Annotated in this window: 23 protein-coding genes and 1 pseudogene; 8 read left to right on the top strand and 16 right to left on the bottom strand. The window is 38.9% G+C overall.

Annotation, left to right across the window (positions count from 1 at the left end; all coding sequences use genetic code 11):
- Nucleotides 1-19 precede the first annotated feature (19 nt).
- The 3 genes from csaA to L7D49_RS13450 all read right to left on the bottom strand — a co-directional run bounded on the left by csaA (nucleotide 20) and on the right by L7D49_RS13450 (nucleotide 1,963).
- Nucleotides 20-349, bottom strand: coding sequence for a chaperone CsaA (csaA, locus tag L7D49_RS13440; RefSeq protein WP_238081658.1), 330 nt, complete (start codon nucleotides 347-349; stop codon nucleotides 20-22).
- Nucleotides 350-367: 18 nt separating this feature from the next.
- Nucleotides 368-982, bottom strand: coding sequence for a LysE/ArgO family amino acid transporter (locus L7D49_RS13445; protein ID WP_238081660.1), 615 nt, complete (start codon nucleotides 980-982; stop codon nucleotides 368-370).
- Between the two features lie 135 nt (nucleotides 983-1,117).
- Nucleotides 1,118-1,963, bottom strand: coding sequence for a pyridoxamine kinase (locus tag L7D49_RS13450; RefSeq protein ID WP_238081662.1), 846 nt, complete (start codon nucleotides 1,961-1,963; stop codon nucleotides 1,118-1,120).
- 305 nt (nucleotides 1,964-2,268) lie between these two features.
- Here L7D49_RS13450 and L7D49_RS13455 point away from each other — a divergent pair, with 305 nt between their 5' ends.
- On the top strand, nucleotides 2,269-2,769 hold the full coding sequence (locus L7D49_RS13455; RefSeq protein ID WP_418895893.1) for an ECF transporter S component: 501 nt from the start codon (nucleotides 2,269-2,271) through the stop codon (nucleotides 2,767-2,769).
- A 447-nt stretch (nucleotides 2,770-3,216) separates the two neighbouring features.
- Here the strand turns inward: L7D49_RS13455 and L7D49_RS13460 are convergent, their stop codons facing one another.
- Nucleotides 3,217-3,753 (bottom strand): DUF4423 domain-containing protein, encoded by a 537-nt coding sequence (locus tag L7D49_RS13460; RefSeq protein ID WP_238081664.1) that lies wholly within the window; start codon nucleotides 3,751-3,753, stop codon nucleotides 3,217-3,219.
- 193 nt (nucleotides 3,754-3,946) lie between these two features.
- The gene (locus L7D49_RS13465; RefSeq protein WP_238081666.1) at nucleotides 3,947-4,840 is read right to left on the bottom strand and encodes a LysR family transcriptional regulator; all 894 of its coding nucleotides are present in this window, start codon (nucleotides 4,838-4,840) and stop codon (nucleotides 3,947-3,949) included.
- A gap of 300 nt (nucleotides 4,841-5,140) precedes the next feature.
- Between L7D49_RS13465 and L7D49_RS13470 the strand changes: the two genes are divergently transcribed.
- Together L7D49_RS13470 and L7D49_RS13475 are read left to right on the top strand one after the other, a co-directional pair.
- Entirely contained in the window at nucleotides 5,141-6,550 is a 1,410-nt protein-coding gene (locus L7D49_RS13470; protein WP_238081668.1) for an SLC13 family permease, read from the top strand.
- Nucleotides 6,551-6,576: 26 nt separating this feature from the next.
- Nucleotides 6,577-7,347, top strand: a complete 771-nt coding sequence (locus L7D49_RS13475) for an SDR family NAD(P)-dependent oxidoreductase (protein ID WP_238081671.1) — start codon at nucleotides 6,577-6,579, stop codon at nucleotides 7,345-7,347.
- A 99-nt stretch (nucleotides 7,348-7,446) separates the two neighbouring features.
- On the opposite strand, the gene L7D49_RS13480 is transcribed toward L7D49_RS13475, so the two are convergent.
- Nucleotides 7,447-7,980, bottom strand: coding sequence for a dihydrofolate reductase family protein (locus L7D49_RS13480; protein ID WP_238081673.1), 534 nt, complete (start codon nucleotides 7,978-7,980; stop codon nucleotides 7,447-7,449).
- A 204-nt stretch (nucleotides 7,981-8,184) separates the two neighbouring features.
- On the bottom strand, nucleotides 8,185-8,922 hold the full coding sequence (locus tag L7D49_RS13485; protein ID WP_238081674.1) for a hypothetical protein: 738 nt from the start codon (nucleotides 8,920-8,922) through the stop codon (nucleotides 8,185-8,187).
- Nucleotides 8,923-9,163: 241 nt separating this feature from the next.
- Between L7D49_RS13485 and L7D49_RS13490 the strand changes: the two genes are divergently transcribed.
- Complete coding sequence (locus L7D49_RS13490; protein ID WP_238081676.1) at nucleotides 9,164-9,610, top strand: hypothetical protein; 447 nt, start codon at nucleotides 9,164-9,166, stop codon at nucleotides 9,608-9,610.
- 19 nt (nucleotides 9,611-9,629) lie between these two features.
- Here L7D49_RS13490 and L7D49_RS13495 read toward each other — a convergent pair whose 3' ends face one another.
- The gene (locus L7D49_RS13495; RefSeq protein ID WP_238081678.1) at nucleotides 9,630-10,340 is read right to left on the bottom strand and encodes a hypothetical protein; all 711 of its coding nucleotides are present in this window, start codon (nucleotides 10,338-10,340) and stop codon (nucleotides 9,630-9,632) included.
- 201 nt (nucleotides 10,341-10,541) lie between these two features.
- Nucleotides 10,542-11,774: a hypothetical protein gene (locus tag L7D49_RS13500; protein ID WP_238081680.1), complete on the bottom strand. Its 1,233-nt coding sequence runs from the start codon at nucleotides 11,772-11,774 to the stop codon at nucleotides 10,542-10,544.
- A gap of 360 nt (nucleotides 11,775-12,134) precedes the next feature.
- Here L7D49_RS13500 and L7D49_RS13505 point away from each other — a divergent pair.
- The 3 genes and pseudogenes from L7D49_RS13505 to L7D49_RS13515 form a co-directional block, all read left to right on the top strand.
- Nucleotides 12,135-12,233 (top strand): annotated as a pseudogene (locus L7D49_RS13505) (helix-turn-helix transcriptional regulator); the annotation flags it as partial.
- A gap of 251 nt (nucleotides 12,234-12,484) precedes the next feature.
- Nucleotides 12,485-13,072, top strand: a complete 588-nt coding sequence (locus L7D49_RS13510; RefSeq protein ID WP_238081682.1) for a YdeI/OmpD-associated family protein — start codon at nucleotides 12,485-12,487, stop codon at nucleotides 13,070-13,072.
- 163 nt (nucleotides 13,073-13,235) lie between these two features.
- Nucleotides 13,236-13,400 carry a hypothetical protein gene (locus L7D49_RS13515; RefSeq protein WP_238081684.1) on the top strand — a complete coding sequence of 55 codons (165 nt, stop codon included), beginning with the start codon at nucleotides 13,236-13,238 and terminating at the stop codon, nucleotides 13,398-13,400.
- Nucleotides 13,401-13,571: 171 nt separating this feature from the next.
- Here the strand turns inward: L7D49_RS13515 and L7D49_RS13520 are convergent, their stop codons facing one another.
- The 4 genes from L7D49_RS13520 to L7D49_RS13535 form a co-directional block, all read right to left on the bottom strand.
- Entirely contained in the window at nucleotides 13,572-14,039 is a 468-nt protein-coding gene (locus tag L7D49_RS13520) for a helicase (protein ID WP_336246395.1), read from the bottom strand.
- A gap of 72 nt (nucleotides 14,040-14,111) precedes the next feature.
- On the bottom strand, nucleotides 14,112-14,663 hold the full coding sequence (locus tag L7D49_RS13525; protein WP_238081688.1) for a GNAT family N-acetyltransferase: 552 nt from the start codon (nucleotides 14,661-14,663) through the stop codon (nucleotides 14,112-14,114).
- A gap of 331 nt (nucleotides 14,664-14,994) precedes the next feature.
- A complete protein-coding gene (locus L7D49_RS13530) occupies nucleotides 14,995-15,324 on the bottom strand; it encodes a hypothetical protein (RefSeq protein WP_238081690.1) in 330 nt (109 codons plus the stop codon).
- A 39-nt stretch (nucleotides 15,325-15,363) separates the two neighbouring features.
- Complete coding sequence (locus L7D49_RS13535; protein ID WP_238081692.1) at nucleotides 15,364-16,221, bottom strand: LysR family transcriptional regulator; 858 nt, start codon at nucleotides 16,219-16,221, stop codon at nucleotides 15,364-15,366.
- A 135-nt stretch (nucleotides 16,222-16,356) separates the two neighbouring features.
- Between L7D49_RS13535 and L7D49_RS13540 the strand changes: the two genes are divergently transcribed.
- Nucleotides 16,357-16,974, top strand: a complete 618-nt coding sequence (locus tag L7D49_RS13540; RefSeq protein WP_238081710.1) for a zinc dependent phospholipase C family protein — start codon at nucleotides 16,357-16,359, stop codon at nucleotides 16,972-16,974.
- A gap of 12 nt (nucleotides 16,975-16,986) precedes the next feature.
- On the opposite strand, the gene L7D49_RS20235 is transcribed toward L7D49_RS13540, so the two are convergent.
- The 3 genes from L7D49_RS20235 to L7D49_RS13550 all read right to left on the bottom strand — a co-directional run bounded on the left by L7D49_RS20235 (nucleotide 16,987) and on the right by L7D49_RS13550 (nucleotide 18,394).
- A complete protein-coding gene (locus L7D49_RS20235; RefSeq protein WP_269135990.1) occupies nucleotides 16,987-17,115 on the bottom strand; it encodes a hypothetical protein in 129 nt (42 codons plus the stop codon).
- Nucleotides 17,116-17,266: 151 nt separating this feature from the next.
- A complete protein-coding gene (locus L7D49_RS13545; protein ID WP_238081712.1) occupies nucleotides 17,267-17,812 on the bottom strand; it encodes a lipoprotein in 546 nt (181 codons plus the stop codon).
- 255 nt (nucleotides 17,813-18,067) lie between these two features.
- A complete protein-coding gene (locus L7D49_RS13550; RefSeq protein ID WP_238081715.1) occupies nucleotides 18,068-18,394 on the bottom strand; it encodes a hypothetical protein in 327 nt (108 codons plus the stop codon).
- Nucleotides 18,395-18,487 lie beyond the last annotated feature (93 nt).

The following is an 18,487-nucleotide window of genomic DNA, read 5'->3' on the forward strand; positions in this document are numbered from 1 at the left end:
GTGAATGGCTTCTGGCTTATTATGCGATCGGTGTACCATTTGAAAGAGGCATATCCGGTTTTAGCAACACCACGTCGCTTTCCTCCGGCACGCCCCCTAGGACTAACACTTCTGATTTGTACCCAGCAATCCGTCTCGGCGGAAAATTTACAACGGCGACCACTTGCTCCCCGATTAACTTTTCCGGAAGGTACCGTTTTGTAATTTCTGCAGAGGATTGTTTAATCCCAAGCTCACCAAAATCAATTTGCAATTTGATGGCTGGAACCCTCGCTTCTGGGAAAGCCTCCGCATGGATCACAGTACCAACACGAATATCCAATTGTAAAAAGTCTTCAATTGCTGCCATTTTGTTTCGCCTCCCTTTCTATTGTAACTCTTGCCATAATCCAATAAATAAATAGATTGCTGTTCCCCAAATGAAGACAGCCGAACATTTATTAAACAAAATAAAAATGCCTGAAGGGATCTGAATCCTTTTCAACAGGGATCCAAAAGTGGATAATCCGAAAAACCACAACCAAGATATTGCGATACAGGCTAGAGAAAAAAGGAGTCTGTCCTGCCCGCTATATTTTACTGCGCTAGTTCCAATCACCCCAATTGTATCCAATAAGGCATGCGGATTTAATAATGAGACGGAAAGCGCAAAAAGAATTTGACGTTTCGCCGGCATCGCGACAGTTCCTTCAAGATTTGCTGCTGGAGATGTCCAAATAACTCTTCCCATATAAACAAGGAACAAAATGCCTGCCACAATTAAGACGAGACGCAGCCATTCGAATTGCAAAACGATCAAAGATAATCCTAAAATAGCAAGAACGATCAAGACAGTATCACAAATGGCAGCGGTAAGTGCCGCCGGGATTGCTTTGAGGAGAGTCGGCTGTGTAATCCCCTGTGTAAAGACAAAAATATTTTGCACGCCAAGGGGCAGGATGAGACCGAACGCGAGCAAAACACCATGAATAATCGGTTCCATTCCTACCCTCCTTCAACATTTGGATACATAATTACATTAGATTAAAAACTGTACTATCATTGATAAAAGTTACTGTCGGATATAAATAATATACACTTAATTAGAATACAGCTTAATTAATGATTTTTTATATTGTTATAGCAGCATCCGCAAATACGATTCAAAGTTCACACCGGCAACTGTTGGAATCTGCTCTTCCGATGTCGACTTGATTGCGGCCGATAAAAACTTCTCTGCGAGTTCCATCGTCTCTACGGTATTCTGACCGCGCATCATACCGCCCATCATGACTGAGGCAAATAAATCACCCGTTCCGGAATAACTCCTTCCGTTATATTCTTGAAGACTGTGATACGAGTGGGAACCATCAATATACATATTACCGACGTATCTTGTTTCAGATAGAGCCGGTGGATTCAAACCGGTTATGATAACTTTTGCGTCTGTTTCTGTCTGCAGCTGACGGCCAGCCTCTTCGATGGCGACTAAATAGTCCTCGTTCGCCTTGTACGATTGCAATTTGTCAAAAGACAGACCGGTCAGTAAACAGCATTCTGTCACGTTAGGTGTAATAAGATCTGCACGCTTTACTAATTCCTTCATATAGCTAATCAATTCGTCAGTAAAAACATCATACATCTGTCCCCTGTCACCCATTACCGGGTCTACGAGAAGCGTTGTCTCTTCCTTGTAAAATGTATGTAAAAAAGAAAAGATATTTTCTATTTGCTCTTTCCCTGTCACAAAACCTGTATGGATACCATCAAATGCAACACCCATCTTGCTCCACTCGTTTGTAAAATGAGTCATCTTCGACGTTAAATCCTCACAAAAATAGCTAGGGTATTCTGTCTGCGACGTCAAAATGGCAGTCGGCAAAGGGACTGGCTGCACCCCCATGACAGATAAGACCGGGATGGCCGCTGTGAGCGAGCATTTTCCGAAAGAAGACATATCTTGGATGATCGCAACTTTTTTCAATTGATTTCCCACCTAACTCTTCGGTACTTGCACTTCTTCCATCGTACCACAAGATACGGAAAGCAAGAATATAGAGAATCCCAATTTCTTTTCCCTATATCTGACCTCTATATTTTTCGTCGAACTGACACTTTTGTGATGGTCAGACATTCGGTAATATAAAAGTAATCAAAATTCCATAAAGTGAGGAAATGGATACGCCTATGCAAACTTTACAACGTAACAAAGAAACCATAGCAAAAACTAAGACAGATAATATAGTGCTGTTGCAACGTAAAACACCGACCCACACTCGTACAAAGACGATGGATTTAGTGCTGACAGCCATTCTGTCGACAATTGTATTATTATCAACTGTATTTATTAACATCAAGCTTCCGATTGGCCAGGGGGGGCTGATCCATTTAGGGACAGCAGCACTTTTCATCGTTGCCATTTTATTCGGTCCCAAAAAGGGAGCGCTTGCTGGAGCGATCGGGATGGGCTTGTTTGATATTTTTGGAGGCTGGATTATCTGGGCGCCGACGACCATCATAGCTCGTGCCTTGCAAGGCTATATCGTCGGGAAGATAGCTTGGTCGAAAGGATATCGTGGAGAGAGCGTAAAACTCAACATTTTGGCAGCTGTTGCGTCCACACCTGTCATGCTAGCAGTATACTATATCGGGCAAGGCATCATGTATAACAACTGGGTGGCGCCACTAGCATCCATTCCAGGTGACCTCATTCAGAGCGTTGTCGGTTTGGTCATTGCTATACCGCTTTGCATAGCATTGAAAAAGACACCATTCTTCCGGAATAAATAGTAATAAAAAGCAGTGAAGAGAGTAGCTATTAGCTCTCTTCGCTGCTTTTCGTTTATAAGACCAAAACAGAGGTTCACTATTATTCATAACATCGTGAACTATATCCATGTATTTAAGATCCAACTAGATAATAAATGATTGGCAGAAATATGAAGACCGCAACAGTTTGAATAAAGGTCAATATGATGTCTTTCTTAAGATTATTTTTTCCTGGATAACGATTCATCATGCGATGAAACACGAGCAAAAGCATCCACCAGAATAAGAATAGCAGCATAGTAGAACCTGGATTGCTATAAAAGTGAGAATACACAAGATTACCCCTTACTAGGAATATAGTTGAACGGTACTTTAATTCTCTCATATTATGTTCGAGCTAGATTCTTCATTTCGTATATAGATTCCTTCTAATTGCATGCTTACTTTCATCTTGGACAGTACTGCCTGCTAGTTTTTGTTGTCACTTTTCTTATTCATCGCGCTACTATAATTGGGATGCTCAAAAAAAGTAAAGTAAAAGCGATGTAAGGGCATTATAATAAAGCCAGATTCATCTTGTTGTTGACAATTTGCAGGAGGATCATCAAAAACCAATACAATTGTATGGTGCTGACTCCCACTTATTCTTAATAACTCATCACGGCCAAGCTGAAAAACTAGTTGTTCCATCATATATCCAAAACCGTGTTTTGGTTGTTGTAACCACCACGTTTTAAAACAATGTATAATCTCTTTTCTTTTCGCTTCTGATAAGCTTGCTAGGATATTGTTTACAATTTCATCATACCTTCCTACACTATTAAATTGTTTTGACTCTGCTATTATTTGATTCCAAGTATTTTTTATTCTCTCTTTGATCTTTTCGTACTCTTGGTCATCAACACTAAACTGAATTCCAGGAAAATCTTTTTTCTCGTTGATTGCCTCTAAATACACTAGCAGATTCAACTCAGGTGGTGATACTACTGTCAACACTTTCCCCATAGTAAAATCCCCTCCATACTTAGGTAATACAACCAATTGTATCAAATTTCCAGCTTTCATGTTGTTTGTAATGAAATTATTAAAATGAATTAAAACGAGAACTAAAAAAAGGGAAACCAGCTGTCTATCCGGTCTCCCCTCTTTATGAAATGATGCAACTATAACTAATAATTGCCTCTTCGATCTTCTTTCCTTAGCTGGTTTCTTTTTTCGCCATTTCAATAAACGCTAAGGAAGCAGGACTTAACCGGGCATTTTTCTGATAGCTGACGACAATATGGCTTTTGAATTCTGGGTTTTTCAGAGGATATAAATTGGCCTTATCTGTTAAAACCACACATTCAATCACACTTTGCGGGACGATGGTAATCGCTATCCCTTTATTCGCCAAGCGCAAAGCATTTTCCACATTCAACGTTTCCAATACGATTTGGGGACGTATGTTGTAATGGGCAAACACTGTATCGGTGAATCGCCGCAATCCCATACCTGGCTTCGCTAAGATGAATTTCTGTCCATCCAAGTTCGAAAGGTTGAGCTCTTCCGGAGGCGTTTCTTCATAAAGCGGATGGTTGGATGGAATGACAATATAATTATATTCCTCGTATAAAAACTCATACTGAATTTCTTGATTGGTAATCGGGAGAGATGTAACACAGACGTCAATTTTATTCTGCAACAGCAATGATTCTAAAGCTGCTGCAGATTCCTCTATGAGTTCAATTTCAATGCCTTCATACCGTTTCATAAAGTGAGGCAAAAACTTGTCCAATGTATATGTCGCTAAAATGGGACTGATTCCAATTCGCAACCTGCCCCGCTTCAAATTAGAAATCCCTTGCAATTCATTCAACATCGTTTGAATTGTGTCTTCTACGTCATTCATGTAATGAATATAGCGCTCCCCCGCATACGTCAATTCCATCGGCGTCACTTGTCGATTTAGCACTTCGACACCCAGTTCCTCTTCCAGAGTTTTAATGTATTTGCTTAAATACGGCTGTGAAATATATAGCGCCTTTGCCGCTTGTGAGATGCTCCCATGCTCCGCAATCGCTTTCAAATAATTCGTATGTAAATCCTTCAACTGCATCCACCTTCCTTCTTTGAATGCCTGTCTGTTCTCATGTATAACAAAACGGCTATGTACCTGATAATAAAAAAGGTATTTTTCAGTATGTCATTTTTGTGACATAATTTCTAACGAGCGAACGATCCTTTCTGTTATTATTTTCGAAGAATAACTTCATGCATAGGCGGTATCAGAAATACCACTGCTTTTGCTTACTAATGCGCATTAGTTCATAACCATTTACAGCTACAGATTTCTTCAGAAAATTAATTGGCTCAAGTTCATTTTCATTCTATCAATAAAGGAGGAAGAAAAGTGGGCGAATCACTACAACCTCAAAACAAGTCCAATAAAAATGCGTTATTGAAATACATTCTAGTCTTTCTTCCTGCGATCATCGTGTATCTCATACCGACGACCGAATCATATACCGAAGACATGAAACTCTTTTTTGTCATTACGTTAATCGCTATCGTTTTGTGGGCACTTGAGCTGATCAACTTAATCGTTGTTGCACTGGCACTGCCTGTTGCTTTCATACTAAGTGGCATTGCGACCCCCGCAGATGTTTACGCGCCATGGTCACAAGACCTTCCTTATCTTGTGCTCGGTGCTTTGATTTTATCTGCAGTTCTTGATGAGTCAGGTTTGATGAAACGATTGGCATATTGGTTCATCCTGCGTGGCGGTGGCTCATACAGCGGTATCATTTATGCCCTGTCGACATCAGGATTCATCATTGCGTTTTTGGTACCTGGATCGCTTGCCCGCATCGCAATCTTTGCGAGTATGGCATTTGGGATTATTAAAGCAGTCGGTTTTGAAAAATATTCAAAAGGAGCAGTTGGACTATTATTCGGCGCGTATAATGCTGCAGTCACTGCATCCTTTATCAGTTTGACAGGAATCGAGCCGATGCTCGTGTTTAATAGCCAATTGGCGAGCATTGGGCAAGAAGGTGTGTCGTGGTTAGGCTATATCGTTCATAACGGTCCGATTACAATCATCTGGACATACATTATGGCCTTTGTCATTACGAAAATCTTCAAACCTGAAAAGCCAATTGAAGGGAAAGCGTATTTCCAAGAGCAATACAAAGCGCTCGGCCGTTTTTCTTTCAAAGAAAAAAAGGTGTCTGTCCTCTTAGTATTGTTGATCGGTTTGCTTGCGACGAGTTCCATGCACGGCATTGCCATCGGTTGGATTTTTATCGGAATCACATTCCTCGCGTTCTTGCCGGGTATTAACCTGGCAGATGACAGCACGATGAAGAAAACAAATTTCGGGATGATCTTCTTCATTACCGCAACGATGGCAATCGGACAAGTGTCCACCATTGTCGGTGCGGGACAGTTCATCGCCGAATCGTTGACACCTATCATGTCTCTTGGCGGAAAATATTATACGGTCATCGCGACTTGGTTCTTATCGGTCGGCATCAACTTTGTGCTGACGCCTTTCGCTGCTTCCGCAACCTTGGCAATTCCGCTGGCAGAACTGGCAAACTCACTGGATATGAGCCCGCTCCCACTAGCTTATTCACTCGTTCATGGGCTTTATCAGTTACTGTTGCCATATGAATCAACACTGCCATTGTTATTGTTCAGTTATATGTTTATGACATACAAACAATTTTTCAAATTCTTTACGATTCAAATGCTGCTAAATGTTATTTTCTTGGCACTCATCGCCATCCCGTATTGGTATTTGATCGGATTAATGTAACTCAAATGAAGAGAGGATGAAGGAAAATGTTAGACATTTTTTCACTTGAAGATAAAATTGCAATTGTTACTGGAAGTGCACGGGGGATCGGCCAAGCATATGCAGTCGGCCTAGCACAAGCTGGCGCACAGCTCGTTCTCGTGGATTTAGCGGAAGATAACTTGAAAGAAACGGCACAAATGATTCTAGATCAAACTGGCCGTGAATCGGTATGCTACGGAATAGACGTTACAGATAGCGCCAAAATCGATGAAATGGTGAAAGAGATCATCGCCAAGTTTGGCAAAATCGATATTCTCGTCAACAACGCCGGCATCAATATGAAAAAACCATTCTTGGATGTAACTGAGGAAGATTGGAAAAAAATCGTTGGCGTCAACTTGCATAGCCAATTCCTTATGTCCAGTGCGGTAAGTAAAGAAATGGTGAAACGCAAGTATGGCAAAATCATTAACATGGCATCTGTCGGCGGATTCATGGCCCTTAGTGATACAACACCATACAATGCCAGCAAAGGTGGCGTCCTCATGCTGACTAAAACAATGGCAGCCGATTTGAGCCAGTATGGCTTAAATGTCAACGCCATCTGCCCTGGATTCATTGACACAGGCCTCTTGAAGGATCCGAAACAAAAAGAAGTAACAGTGAAGAAAGTATTGGCAAATACACCGCTTGGCCGTCTCGGCAGCCCCAGCGACCTTGTTGGCGCTTGCGTCTATCTCGCTTCGGATGCTTCAAAATATGTTACAGGTGCCCAACTCGTTGTGGACGGCGGCATGTCAGCTGTAGCCATGTAATTCATCCAATTGACATAGTATGAACATTGCGAGTAGGGACATCACCATTCCCCTACTCGCATTATTATAGTAGATCTCTGAAAAGCCCATTCTCACATTTTATTTTTTCACTTCATACTGTATTTCAACGAACTGGTTAAAGGTCCTCACGCTTTTCATTGAAAGATTTAATTGGTAATCCCCCTCTCGAAACAGTGGTATCCCTTTACCAAGAACAGCTGGGGCAACGGTTACAATAAGTTCATCAACTAACTTTTCCTCCAAGAATGTTTGTAACAATTCTCCCCCTCCAACTAGCCAAATGTTTTTTCCCTCTTGGTTTTTAAGTTCGTTAATTAATTTAGGAAGATCGCCCCTCACAAATTTCACATTTTCAGTGTCTTCTACTACAGACCTTGTAAACACATAACAATCTTTGTTTACATAAGGAAACTCCTTTAAGTCTTGATTCATGATCCAATCATATGTTCTCTTGCCCATGATTACAGTATCCACCGTATCATAAAACTCCGAGAAGCCATTATCCCCCTCCCCCTCGACGGAAAAGAGCCACTCAAGCGATTCATCCTTTGTTGCGATATAACCATCTAAACTCGAAGCAATAAACAATACTACATTTCGTTTGTTCTTCATAAAATTCTCCTTTATTCATAATAATTAACATCTAGAAAAACACCTTCAACTTACACTCCCCATATTCAATGGATACAGCCACTTGTCACGGATCAAAAAACCTCTATCTACTAAGGAGAAGAGGCTTATATTACATAACCATCTATGTGCATCGACCGATCAAAGAATTGCATCGGAACTCAGCAGTCAATTTCAATATTACTGTTATTCAAGCTCCGATTTGTATACCGAATAGAGAAACTCAATGTTCTCTCTCTCGAAAGAATATGATTCCCCCGACCGCCTGCCCCAAGTACCATGCGTTTCATTTTTCGCTTCATCATATAAGTTCCATCCAAATTGAAGTGTTGAATCCATATACATAGATGTTAACGTTGATCCATGACTAGTAGAGGTACTCGCTTGCTGCTCGCTTTCCAGATAGCTCAGCCATTCTTCCGGAAATGCTATCATGCCATACTGCGAGGATGAGAGAAGTACTTCCTTTTCCATTTGTACTCTAGGTACATATCGCTCAAATTCATCTCCCCAACTATAATTCCGATGTTGAACAGCGTAAAAAGATACCGAATGAGTTTGCTGATCTGGCCGGATATTCCAGACAATTCGATAGGAAGATGGATCCTTCACATCAACCTTCCAGATTTTTGGCCTGCCTCCGCCATCCACTTCAGCTATCTTCCACTCCCGCTGCTCCCATACCCAGTAGCTTAGACCATAATCATCTTCTTCCGAAATAAATGGTATAACGAGATGACGCTCATCGGCTGGAAGTTTATCTAAAACGGTTGATACAACAGCTCCAGGAAAAGCTTTGTTGATTCTTTCTGCAACTTCTTGATCTGTAGGGAATGAAGAGGGAATTGAAAAGTAAAACCAATATATGAATCCGATACATAAAACAAGAAAGGCAGCCAAACCCATAACTAAACGCTTTTTCATGTGCCGTTCCTCCCCATGGATAAGAATTTAATTCGAGAAAAACATATGGATTAACAACCAGCCTCCCCCTACTAGCGTCAAGATTAAAAGGAAACCTCCCAGTATCATCACGACGCTGAACATTCACCTAATTAAGTTTTTATCAATAGGAGATGATCTGCACTTGCCTCTAATTCGTTTTATGGTACATTTGATATATAGCATTTGTCAGATTATTATAACGATGAGAAGAGGTAGCAGCGTGAAAAGCAAACTTTTTATTTTACTTTGTTGTTCCTATTTGATTGCATTCGTCATCAACCTCATCCCTTCAATTAAACATCCAGATTCAACGATGACGATAATCCATTTATTCGCCTCAACTTTACTAGTTATTGCTTTGAGCGCATTTATAAAAATGACTTCTTTCCAAAATGTCGTAGTAAAAAACACGTTATTTATTGGCTTTATATCCGGTTTAATGGTTTACACTGTTAACTTTTTAACCTCGTTAACTGAGATTGCTATGATAGATATTTTAGCTGCAATTCAGTATCCCTTTTATTTGATTTTCGTGACCCCATTTTTCGGGATGAATTACCTAGTTGGGTTAAGTTATGACGCTTTTTCATTATTACTTTCAGCAGTCTATTTGTTTGCATTTGTTTTTGTAATGGATATTCATAAAAAAGCCATTCTAAAAGAGTAAGTGAAGATCCATTCCTTTTTTACCGACAGAAAACCGAATCTTCCATTCGATAATAAAGCTGGTGTTTACGCGTTGAGACTAATACGCCTTTTCCATCTTGCTCGATAAAGGTGAGAGCATGCAGTCCGCTACCCCATTTCGGACCCGCGCCTATTAATAAATATGGAAACCTTTCGTTTCCTCCGGATTCTGAGCCGACAAACGTTTCATAGTACCATTCTTCTGAATAAAACGGCTCTTCCTTTGCAGTCGTTACTTGTTTGATCAGGCGTTTTTCATCCAAGCAAGCTTCCTTTCCTGAAGGGTGAGTCGAAATAATAGCGGTATTCTCTACAACGGCAACGTAAGTCTCCAGCTTATCTTCCGGATAAACAAGATGATGGATTGGGATCGCGAACAATTGAATGGCAAGGAAGAGATAATTTGCACCAAAACCAAGCCAGGCATACGATCGATAGGTAGCCCAACGTCCTTCTTTACGTTTTAAAATGAAAAATAAAATCCAAACACCTAGCGGCAAAATGGATAAAGAGATAATTGAATCGTTAATTGGTATGTTAATAGTAAAAGAAAATAAACCGATTAAGACGACCAAAATAACCGCAATAAATGGCGACTGTTTAGATTGCTTTTTATAAAGTCGCGCTACCAATAATACTAGTAATGCGTATCCAATTGCTTTCGCAATTAATGCAATTACATTCATGTTCAGATCATACACTACTGCCAAACTGAAACCTCCTAATATCCCGACACAAAAAACCTCTTCAGACAATCTTATCCAAATAGGCGTAACTTCTCAAGAAAATTCTAATCATTTTTAATTTGACGGCTTACATTTGGCAAAGCTAATCGGGTTACTCCAATTGTTTTCATGCCTAGCGATAATTAGTTTGAACATTATTTTAAGAGAGTACCATAGAGACAATTTTTATTCCTCTTTATAATGTTCTATATATGCATCCGATATTTTCTCAATTGATCCGTAAATTTGTTCTATTGCTTCTACAGTAAGTTGATAAACAATATTATCTCTATCTGGATTGCCATGTTCAATAATATCGCTCTCCTTCAACAATTCCACCATTTCCAAGTATTTCTCAATTCCATGTGTTTGAATTAAATAGTCTGTAATAAGGAAGCCAACATTATAAATATCTATATAATTCTCTGTATAGTTTATTTCATTAAGCTCAGAGATTGGCTTTATTTCTTTCGTGTTTGCTACTATTATCTTTTCTTTCTCTTTAACCTTAGTAAAATCTAGTTGCGGTGTTTCTGTATCGTTCTTTACAACCGCACTTGATACGAATATGGCAAGACCTTCTTGCAAAAACATCGGTGCATTATCATTTGAAAGATCTGCAAGCATCATATGGACAATCTCATGTTTCATCAATCCATATGTAACCGAGTATTCTCCCTCCACGACAAATTTTAAAGATACGAATGGAACAGCAACTCCATATAAACTTGGCCAGCCAACGGAAGCTGCAATTTTTTCTGGCGTGTCGTACAGTTTAATGTTTAGCTCTTGTGGATCCCAGCCAAATGTTTGACTGTAAAGATCAACCAACTCTTTGATATCTGCAAGAATCATATCAGCCTTTGACTCTAAAGAAGGTAAGTAGTATAAATTTATGGGTCCATTCGATAATTTCTTGAACGGAAGTTCATTTATTTTCCACATTCCATTATTTTTACCTATTGGATATGTAATACGATTGTTCTTATATTGATCTTTATTTTTCATACTAATTATTAAATCGACGCTCCCCCAATCCATCGATTCCAACGTTATATTATCTATCGAAACGGTAACCTCCCAACCTTCTATTCTTTTTTGCTCTAATGATTCAATCCATCCTTGCTGTTCTTTATAAAATAGTTCATCAGAACTATCTATATAGGCAAGAAATTTTTCTACTTTATTTTCATCTACTGCACTTATCATTTCATGGAAATAATCTTTTAATAACTCCTGCTCATTTTCTATTTCTTCTGAATCTATTTGATCTACCTTATCCGCTTTACCTTCCAGTCCACTTCCTTCAACCATTTGAACATTCTCTACCTTCTTGTCAGTTTCCTGTTGTGATGTCTGAGTACTGCATCCGACTAGCATCACGACTAGTACCGCAAGAAGAATTGCATTTTTTTTCATTTCCATCTCCCCCATTAGTGATAATAATATGTCGTTTTGTTATGCTATTACTAAAGCAGATTTTTCGGATTTTTTAGTTAATAATTCTATCCTCTCCCTTCTTACTTCTCTAATTACAATTCTAAGCTTTTCACAATGATTAAAATTAGAATGAGATTTACAAGCACTAATTAGGTTTTCATTGTAAAATTAGGTTGACATGCCAACTTTACAAGACAAAATTTCCATGATTGGTAACAAGAATAGATACGCTCTATTTCGATATTAGACAGAAAAATCCTTCTTTTTTTCAGAAATTCATTCATTATTGTTCCGCATATCCTGATAATTTGTAAACCTGGGAGTACCAGATGAATAATGATGATTAATTGGCTGCTGTTTTTGGGACGCGATATAAAAATAAATGAAATGCCTGAAGAAATGAGGATGGCTATCCAAGAGAGGCTCCGATCATTTTGAACAAAATAAATCGATGTGGAAATTCCAATAACGCGAGAATTGTATTATCCGATGCATTTTCAGCTCCTGAAGGATATATTTTATACATCTTAGTAGAATTTTCGAAAGCAGATTTACTTCGACTTCCTGTTTCTTCTCTTGTCCAAACAAAAGATCTACAAATTTTCTCTTCACTAAAGTGTGCGCCTCGTTTTAGGATTAGAAAGGATGTTTAATATTGAAGTATGACCAAATGAGAAGGAGAGATTTTATTGGTACAAAGCAGAACCAATCCAAAAGTCGATGAATATTTGAGCAAAGCGAAAAAATGGAAGGAAGAGTCTGAGAAGCTGAGACAAATAGCACTGGATTGCGATCTGACCGAAGAGTTCAAGTGGATGCATCCCTGTTATACATTTGAAGGAAAAAATATTGTGTTAATACATGGCTTTAAGGATTATTGTGCGCTTTTATTCCATAAAGGAGCTTTGATGGAAGATCCGATGGGTATCCTCATCCAACAGACTGAAAATGTACAAGCCGCTCGCCAAATCCGATTCACGCAGCTGGTGGAAGTACTGGAAAAAGAAGAGATACTAAAGGATTATATTAAACAAGCCATTGCCGTGGAAAAGGCCGGTTTGCAAGTGACAAAAAAGACAGAAATCAACATACCAGAAGAACTGCAAGCCAAATTTGAAGAGATTGCTGACTTGAAAACGGCTTTTGAAAAACTTACTCCCGGCCGACAAAGAGCATATTGTTTCTATTTCTCCCAGGCAAAACAAGTTAAAACTCGTGAGTCACGAATTAAGAAATGCATACCTGACATCCTTGCTGGGAAAGGCTTGAATGATTGAAGTTGATGGTACGCCAACGAGGTCAAGTGCACAGATAAATGCACTTACCTCATCTGCTGTCCTATAAGATTCTAAATCCGAGATGAAGCCAGTCAACCCCGGCACCTTTTCAAGGTTAATTGCCTATACTGAATAAGAGACCTTGCATAGAGGAGGATGAGGGATGTTTAAAAACTGGTTTAAAAAGAACAAGTCAACAAAATCAATAGGCAAAAAACCAAGCACCACAAAAATCATTCGTAAAGAAAACAAGAGAGAGAAGAAGGAAATCGAAAGAGAAATTAAGTTGATACGAAAGCAAATGGAACAAGCTGAAAGGTGGAAATAATAATTCAATCGCAAAAATTTATTACATTTTTATTCCTGCCCTTCCATTATCCCGGATACTTCGACTGAAAAGAGTAGATGTACTTAAGGAAGCCAGTATCAAGATAATATACAAATGTATCGTTTGGTGACCTTAGTAGAAACTTACCCAAAATTACTTACTTACCTCATTTCATGATATCTGTATCCACGCATTGACAAAAACAAACCGGTCATCCGGATCCCATATATGTTCATTGTCAGTAACGTAGCCACGCAGCCAAAGTTCTCCATTGATCCGCCGAAGATAAAAACCCTTTGGAAATTCATCACTCGCGTCCATAATCTCTGCTGCAATCGTGATTGAACCGTACGGAGCTCGTTGTGTTCTGGCTGGCTTTCCTGCTGATCCCTCTGGCTGATCAAGATAAGCTAGCCGTATATATGGACCTATTTCGATAGGACCGATTTGCAGCCCGAGCTGTTCTGCCGTTACAAAAATTTGTTCGAGTGAAGCCCCTTCTGTTAATCCAAGATCCCTGACGCTTAGTTCGACAGTAATTAGCTGATATGTATGTTCAGAAAGGGTAAATCGTTCATCTGAAAGTAACTGTTTCCCCAGCGCATTCATGTGAATTGCTTTCAGATTCAGCTCAGCCATTAGCTGCCTCTTCGTAAACCCACCTACTTGTAGCTTTCTAATAGTCTGCGGACAATTGGGATAAATGCTCATTTACTCCCCTCTTTTCAAATAGTCATGTCGATTTATATGAAACAATACATGCTTTCGCAACGGACTTTCCAACGGAAGTTTTGGATGCTCAAAGAATTGCTTGAACTCCAAGCCAATCTTCTTCATAACATTTTGGGAAGGCTCATTAATTTCAGCCGTAAAACTATAGACATCCTCAAATCCCAATACAGTGAAACCATAATGTAAACATGCCATAGCGCCTTCTGTTGCAAATCCTTTCCCCCAAGCCTCCTTCTTGAGTCGCCATCCGATTTCGACGCAAGGGGTAAAGTCCGCCTCAAATGTCGCCTTGTGAAAACCAATAAATCCGATAAACTCGTTTTGCTCCTTCTCCTCCACTGCATATAATCCAAAACCGCATTCCTTTAGCTCCGTTTGAATAGCTTGGTTAAATTGAAGAGACTCTTCAGCGGTTAAGGTTTTTGGAAAATACTCCATCACCTCTTCATCCATATTCATTTGACTGAATATAGCAAAGTCGTTTTCTTCCCAGTCTCGCAATCGCAATCTTTGGGTTTCCATATAAATCATTCAGTTACCTCCTCCTTTGGATGCAAAAATGGAAGTGGGGTTAGGTTGTCCCACTTCCTTGTCTATCAATTATAACTGAATTATTCCTATTAAGAATCATAATAATTTGAAATACTAGAATTGCGCCCTCCCTCTTTACTCTTTTTTTTACCTGTTAGCAAACGTTGGGCCAGAGTACCTACCGTGTACACAATCAATATTCCAATAGGCAATAAGACTAATAAAGTAAATAATTGCATCGAAAATATCCATGATCCCATGCAGTTCATCTCCCTATCTTTGTAATCAGATGCAGCATAATAATGCTAGTTATCTTGAAAGTCGCGCATTCTTAGTTACTGTGAAGTGATTCAAAACTATATCTTTCCATAAAACTTTCTTCTCTAATTTCACTCTGATCACATAATATGGATGTGAACTCTTTAAAAAGGTCTTGGATTTCTTTTTGTTCATTAATGATTGCAAGCCCCTGATTATATTCATTTTCGTCTCTACACTTTACAATTTCCATCCATTTTGTTGTATCTTCTTTGCTGTTTAAATAAATCGAATCAAAGTCCAAATATCGTTTATAAATTTCTGTGACTTTACCTTGAATTGTTATAAACACATCCTCTTTTCCTTTTTGGACATGGTATTGATAAACCTTAACAAACATCATTGCCCCTCCTCCCACCTAAAACCGCTCACGTTAATTGCTTCAACTAATACGCAGCATATCCAAACCTATTCGGACCGCCGACTCATCTTTTTTAGTTTTATGATAAATGATGTACATTGAAAAAACCGGCACCCCTCCTTCGATCTGATGCGCCAGTTCATGAAGCTCTCCATCCTGAAGTTGCTTGGAAACAAAGGATCTTGGAACAAATCCGAAAAGGTCGCCTTTCTTCAAATAGTGGACAAGTAAGGCGGTCTGATTCATCTTGAAAGCTGGTATGAAATGAGGGCCGGCCACCTCATGAAACCAATTCATGAAAGAAACTCCCCAGTCAATAAAAATAAATTGGTTGCTATTCAATGAGTCTACTGTGATAATTTTTCCCAATTTTTTTCCTGCCAGCACAAAACGATCTTCCTCGAATAATTCGAATGCAATGGACGGATGGGTTGGTTTGGAGTATACAATTCCTATATCGATCGTTCCGTCTATTACTTTTTGGATTGTGTTTTCATTCGTATGCGCCATCAAATCCAACGCAATTTCTGGATGCTTCTGTTGCAACTGAAATATGTTTTCGGTAAGCCGATAGTTCCAAATCGAAGAAGGACCTCCGATGGCTAAGCGTCCTTTAAAACGTTCAGCCATCTGAATCTGCTCCATGCTTGCATGCAAGAGCGACATCATTCGTTTGGCAAAAGGGTAGAACATCTCCCCTGCACTTGTCAGGGAAACTTCCTTGTTCGTCCGAACGAAAAGCTGCTGACCAACCTTTTGTTCCAGTCCTTTTATTCTCGCAGTAATAGTTGACTGAGCTAAATGTAGAGATTCAGCTGCCTTCGTGAAATTCTTTTTATCAGCAATTGCAATAAACGTTTGAACTTGCTCAAAATCCATTATGTCCACCTCTGACAATCAAATATTTCGTTTGAAATCATTCAATAAATCAATTTTACAAATTTAGCATAGTTGGATAAGATTGAATTGTCAAAACTAATCTACCACTTAATACGTAAGGAGAGGATGAACAGAATGGGTTCAAGAATCATGCATCTCTTGATTGCGAATCGAATCGCGGAGCATTTATCAATTGAAAACAAAACTGGATTGTTGTTAGGTGGGATTGCTCCGGATGCGGTAATCCCAAAAGAACTGTCACATTATTTTATTGGCGAAACAGAAAAATACACGAGAAGCATAGACTTTAACAGCTTTCGCAATGACTATGATTCAACTTTGGAAGACCCGTATCTGCTCGGGTATTACACTCATTTGATCGCGGACGATGTTTGGCTGCAAGGCTTCTATCTTGCATGGCTAAAAAATCGCATGAATGCGGACGAGAGTCTTTATGAACGATATCACAACGATTTCCGTATGTTGAATGGTTTATTACTTGAGCATTATGGCAGTCGTGAAGAATTATTGGATCATCTTGAGAAGCCTTTTGCCGTCCCGGATCTAGTGGAAGTAAAAAGAACCGATCTATTAAATTTCCTTCCTTACGTTGTATCTGATCTGTCAGTCGACCAAGATATCGTAAGACAGGATAGGCTGCAGGTATTTTCGCTCGAGCAGATCATTGGGTATATCGAGACTTCTGTCGACATTGCTTTGCTTCATTTGGAGCGAAGAAAAGCAACTATTTAATATGGCCGTACTTTACCTGTCCCTTTGAGTTCGTTTTCGAAAATAAACCATACCAGTCACGACCAGCAAAATGGTGACGACAAAAATGATGATAGCTAGTGGATCAATTATGATGAAATAGGAATCTTTGAGTTCGTACATGCAAAACACCCCTTACTTAATTTCTTCATATTAGCAAAATAGTATTAGGACTGAACCAGTTCCTCTTTCGGCATGAATCTTTTATCGCTAATAAAGGCTAATGAAAACTAACTGTAGATAAAGGACCTCTTTCCGGTCCTTTTGGACGTTTTCATTTTAATTTGATGTTAATTTTAGAAATCACCTGCTTTTTAGGTTCAAAATATTCCTCTTGCGTTTTAATTTCATCCAAAACAACAAAGGTGCTTAACATATATTCTCCGCTATCCGCTTTGAAGTTTTCATCGTTTTCTTCGTTAAACAATTCCCTATTCCAACTAAACTCTTGTTCAATCGTTTCATCTGCATCTAATTCCACTAGAACATAATCATAAAACGAACGCTCTTTTATATTGGAGATGTCTTGATTATTTTGTGGACTCAAAAATTGCCACTGGTTTTCACCTTTTTTCCAAGCCATTACAGCAGAAATCCCTTCTTCGGCATCTGCTGGTATGGGTGCATAGACTGTTCGTGGTGAATCATTATGATTCGTTAATTTTACTGTAGCAATGATTTCATCGTTTGGTGAATATTCAAGTTTATTGATGGATAATTCTAATTCTATCCCTTCTAATTCGTTCGATGCTATGTTCTCTGCTGATGAACAAGCTGATACGGTTAGCAGTAGTGAAATAAAAATGAAATATTTCTTCAAAATTCGTATCCCCCTTTATTAATCGGTTCACTTGATACGATTGTTGCCATTATATTATCAATGTCTTACTAAGGATACGTACTTACTGAATAATAAGTTTCACAATTTTCACATATTGATTATGTGACATTAAACGTTGCAATGTTTGAAAGGAACAAATTTTGACCGACAAAAAATGGAGCTAACAAAAATTGGCTGGCATGAGCCGGCCCAAACCGTCTTCACACCAGCCAATATATAGAATGTTAGGGGTATCTAAAAATATGTCAGATAATAATATCTCTCTACTATTATTTCTTTCTTACTGAGCATTCTCTGTGCATCTTGCTCCTTTAAAGGTATTAATTTCAGCTCACTAAAGTAATCTGAAATTAAGTTGCAAGTGCTGGATTGTTGACTCTTTGCGCTTACTGTTTCTCCACCAGAGAGATTTTTAGTCAGACGGAAGTCAACTAGAGATTCGGATGCGTACTCCTTGATAGGATTAAAAGGGATTTTATAATATATGAAGTTCTGATAAATGAATATAGCTAATAACAATAAAATTCCAGTTGCAAATATTACATACGTAATTTTTTTCACTAGTATCAGATCCTTTCTTTGTTTCTGATCACATGTTGGCGTCACAGTAATTTTACATTTAAAAACGAGCATTTGGCTTACCGTCAGTAAAGA

The organism is Sporosarcina cyprini (assembly GCF_022048975.1).
Classification (GTDB): domain Bacteria; phylum Bacillota; class Bacilli; order Bacillales_A; family Planococcaceae; genus Sporosarcina; species Sporosarcina cyprini.

Coding starts and splice junctions, on each gene's coding strand:
- L7D49_RS13500 (WP_238081680.1), bottom strand. CDS start 11,774: ATGAAAAAAAATGCAATTCTTCTTGCGGTACTAGTCGTGATGCTAGTC.
- L7D49_RS13460 (WP_238081664.1), bottom strand. CDS start 3,753: ATGGGGAAAGTGTTGACAGTAGTATCACCACCTGAGTTGAATCTGCTA.
- L7D49_RS13535 (WP_238081692.1), bottom strand. CDS start 16,221: ATGGATTTTGAGCAAGTTCAAACGTTTATTGCAATTGCTGATAAAAAG.
- L7D49_RS13520 (WP_336246395.1), bottom strand. CDS start 14,039: ATGGCTGAGCTGAATCTGAAAGCAATTCACATGAATGCGCTGGGGAAA.
- L7D49_RS13475 (WP_238081671.1), top strand. CDS start 6,577: ATGTTAGACATTTTTTCACTTGAAGATAAAATTGCAATTGTTACTGGA.
- L7D49_RS13525 (WP_238081688.1), bottom strand. CDS start 14,663: ATGATTTATATGGAAACCCAAAGATTGCGATTGCGAGACTGGGAAGAA.
- L7D49_RS20235 (WP_269135990.1), bottom strand. CDS start 17,115: ATGTACGAACTCAAAGATTCCTATTTCATCATAATTGATCCACTAGCT.
- L7D49_RS13530 (WP_238081690.1), bottom strand. CDS start 15,324: ATGATGTTTGTTAAGGTTTATCAATACCATGTCCAAAAAGGAAAAGAG.
- L7D49_RS13540 (WP_238081710.1), top strand. CDS start 16,357: ATGGGTTCAAGAATCATGCATCTCTTGATTGCGAATCGAATCGCGGAG.
- L7D49_RS13445 (WP_238081660.1), bottom strand. CDS start 982: ATGGAACCGATTATTCATGGTGTTTTGCTCGCGTTCGGTCTCATCCTG.
- csaA (WP_238081658.1), bottom strand. CDS start 349: ATGGCAGCAATTGAAGACTTTTTACAATTGGATATTCGTGTTGGTACT.
- L7D49_RS13485 (WP_238081674.1), bottom strand. CDS start 8,922: ATGAAAAAGCGTTTAGTTATGGGTTTGGCTGCCTTTCTTGTTTTATGT.
- L7D49_RS13480 (WP_238081673.1), bottom strand. CDS start 7,980: ATGAAGAACAAACGAAATGTAGTATTGTTTATTGCTTCGAGTTTAGAT.
- L7D49_RS13455 (WP_418895893.1), top strand. CDS start 2,269: ATGGATTTAGTGCTGACAGCCATTCTGTCGACAATTGTATTATTATCA.
- L7D49_RS13515 (WP_238081684.1), top strand. CDS start 13,236: ATGTTTAAAAACTGGTTTAAAAAGAACAAGTCAACAAAATCAATAGGC.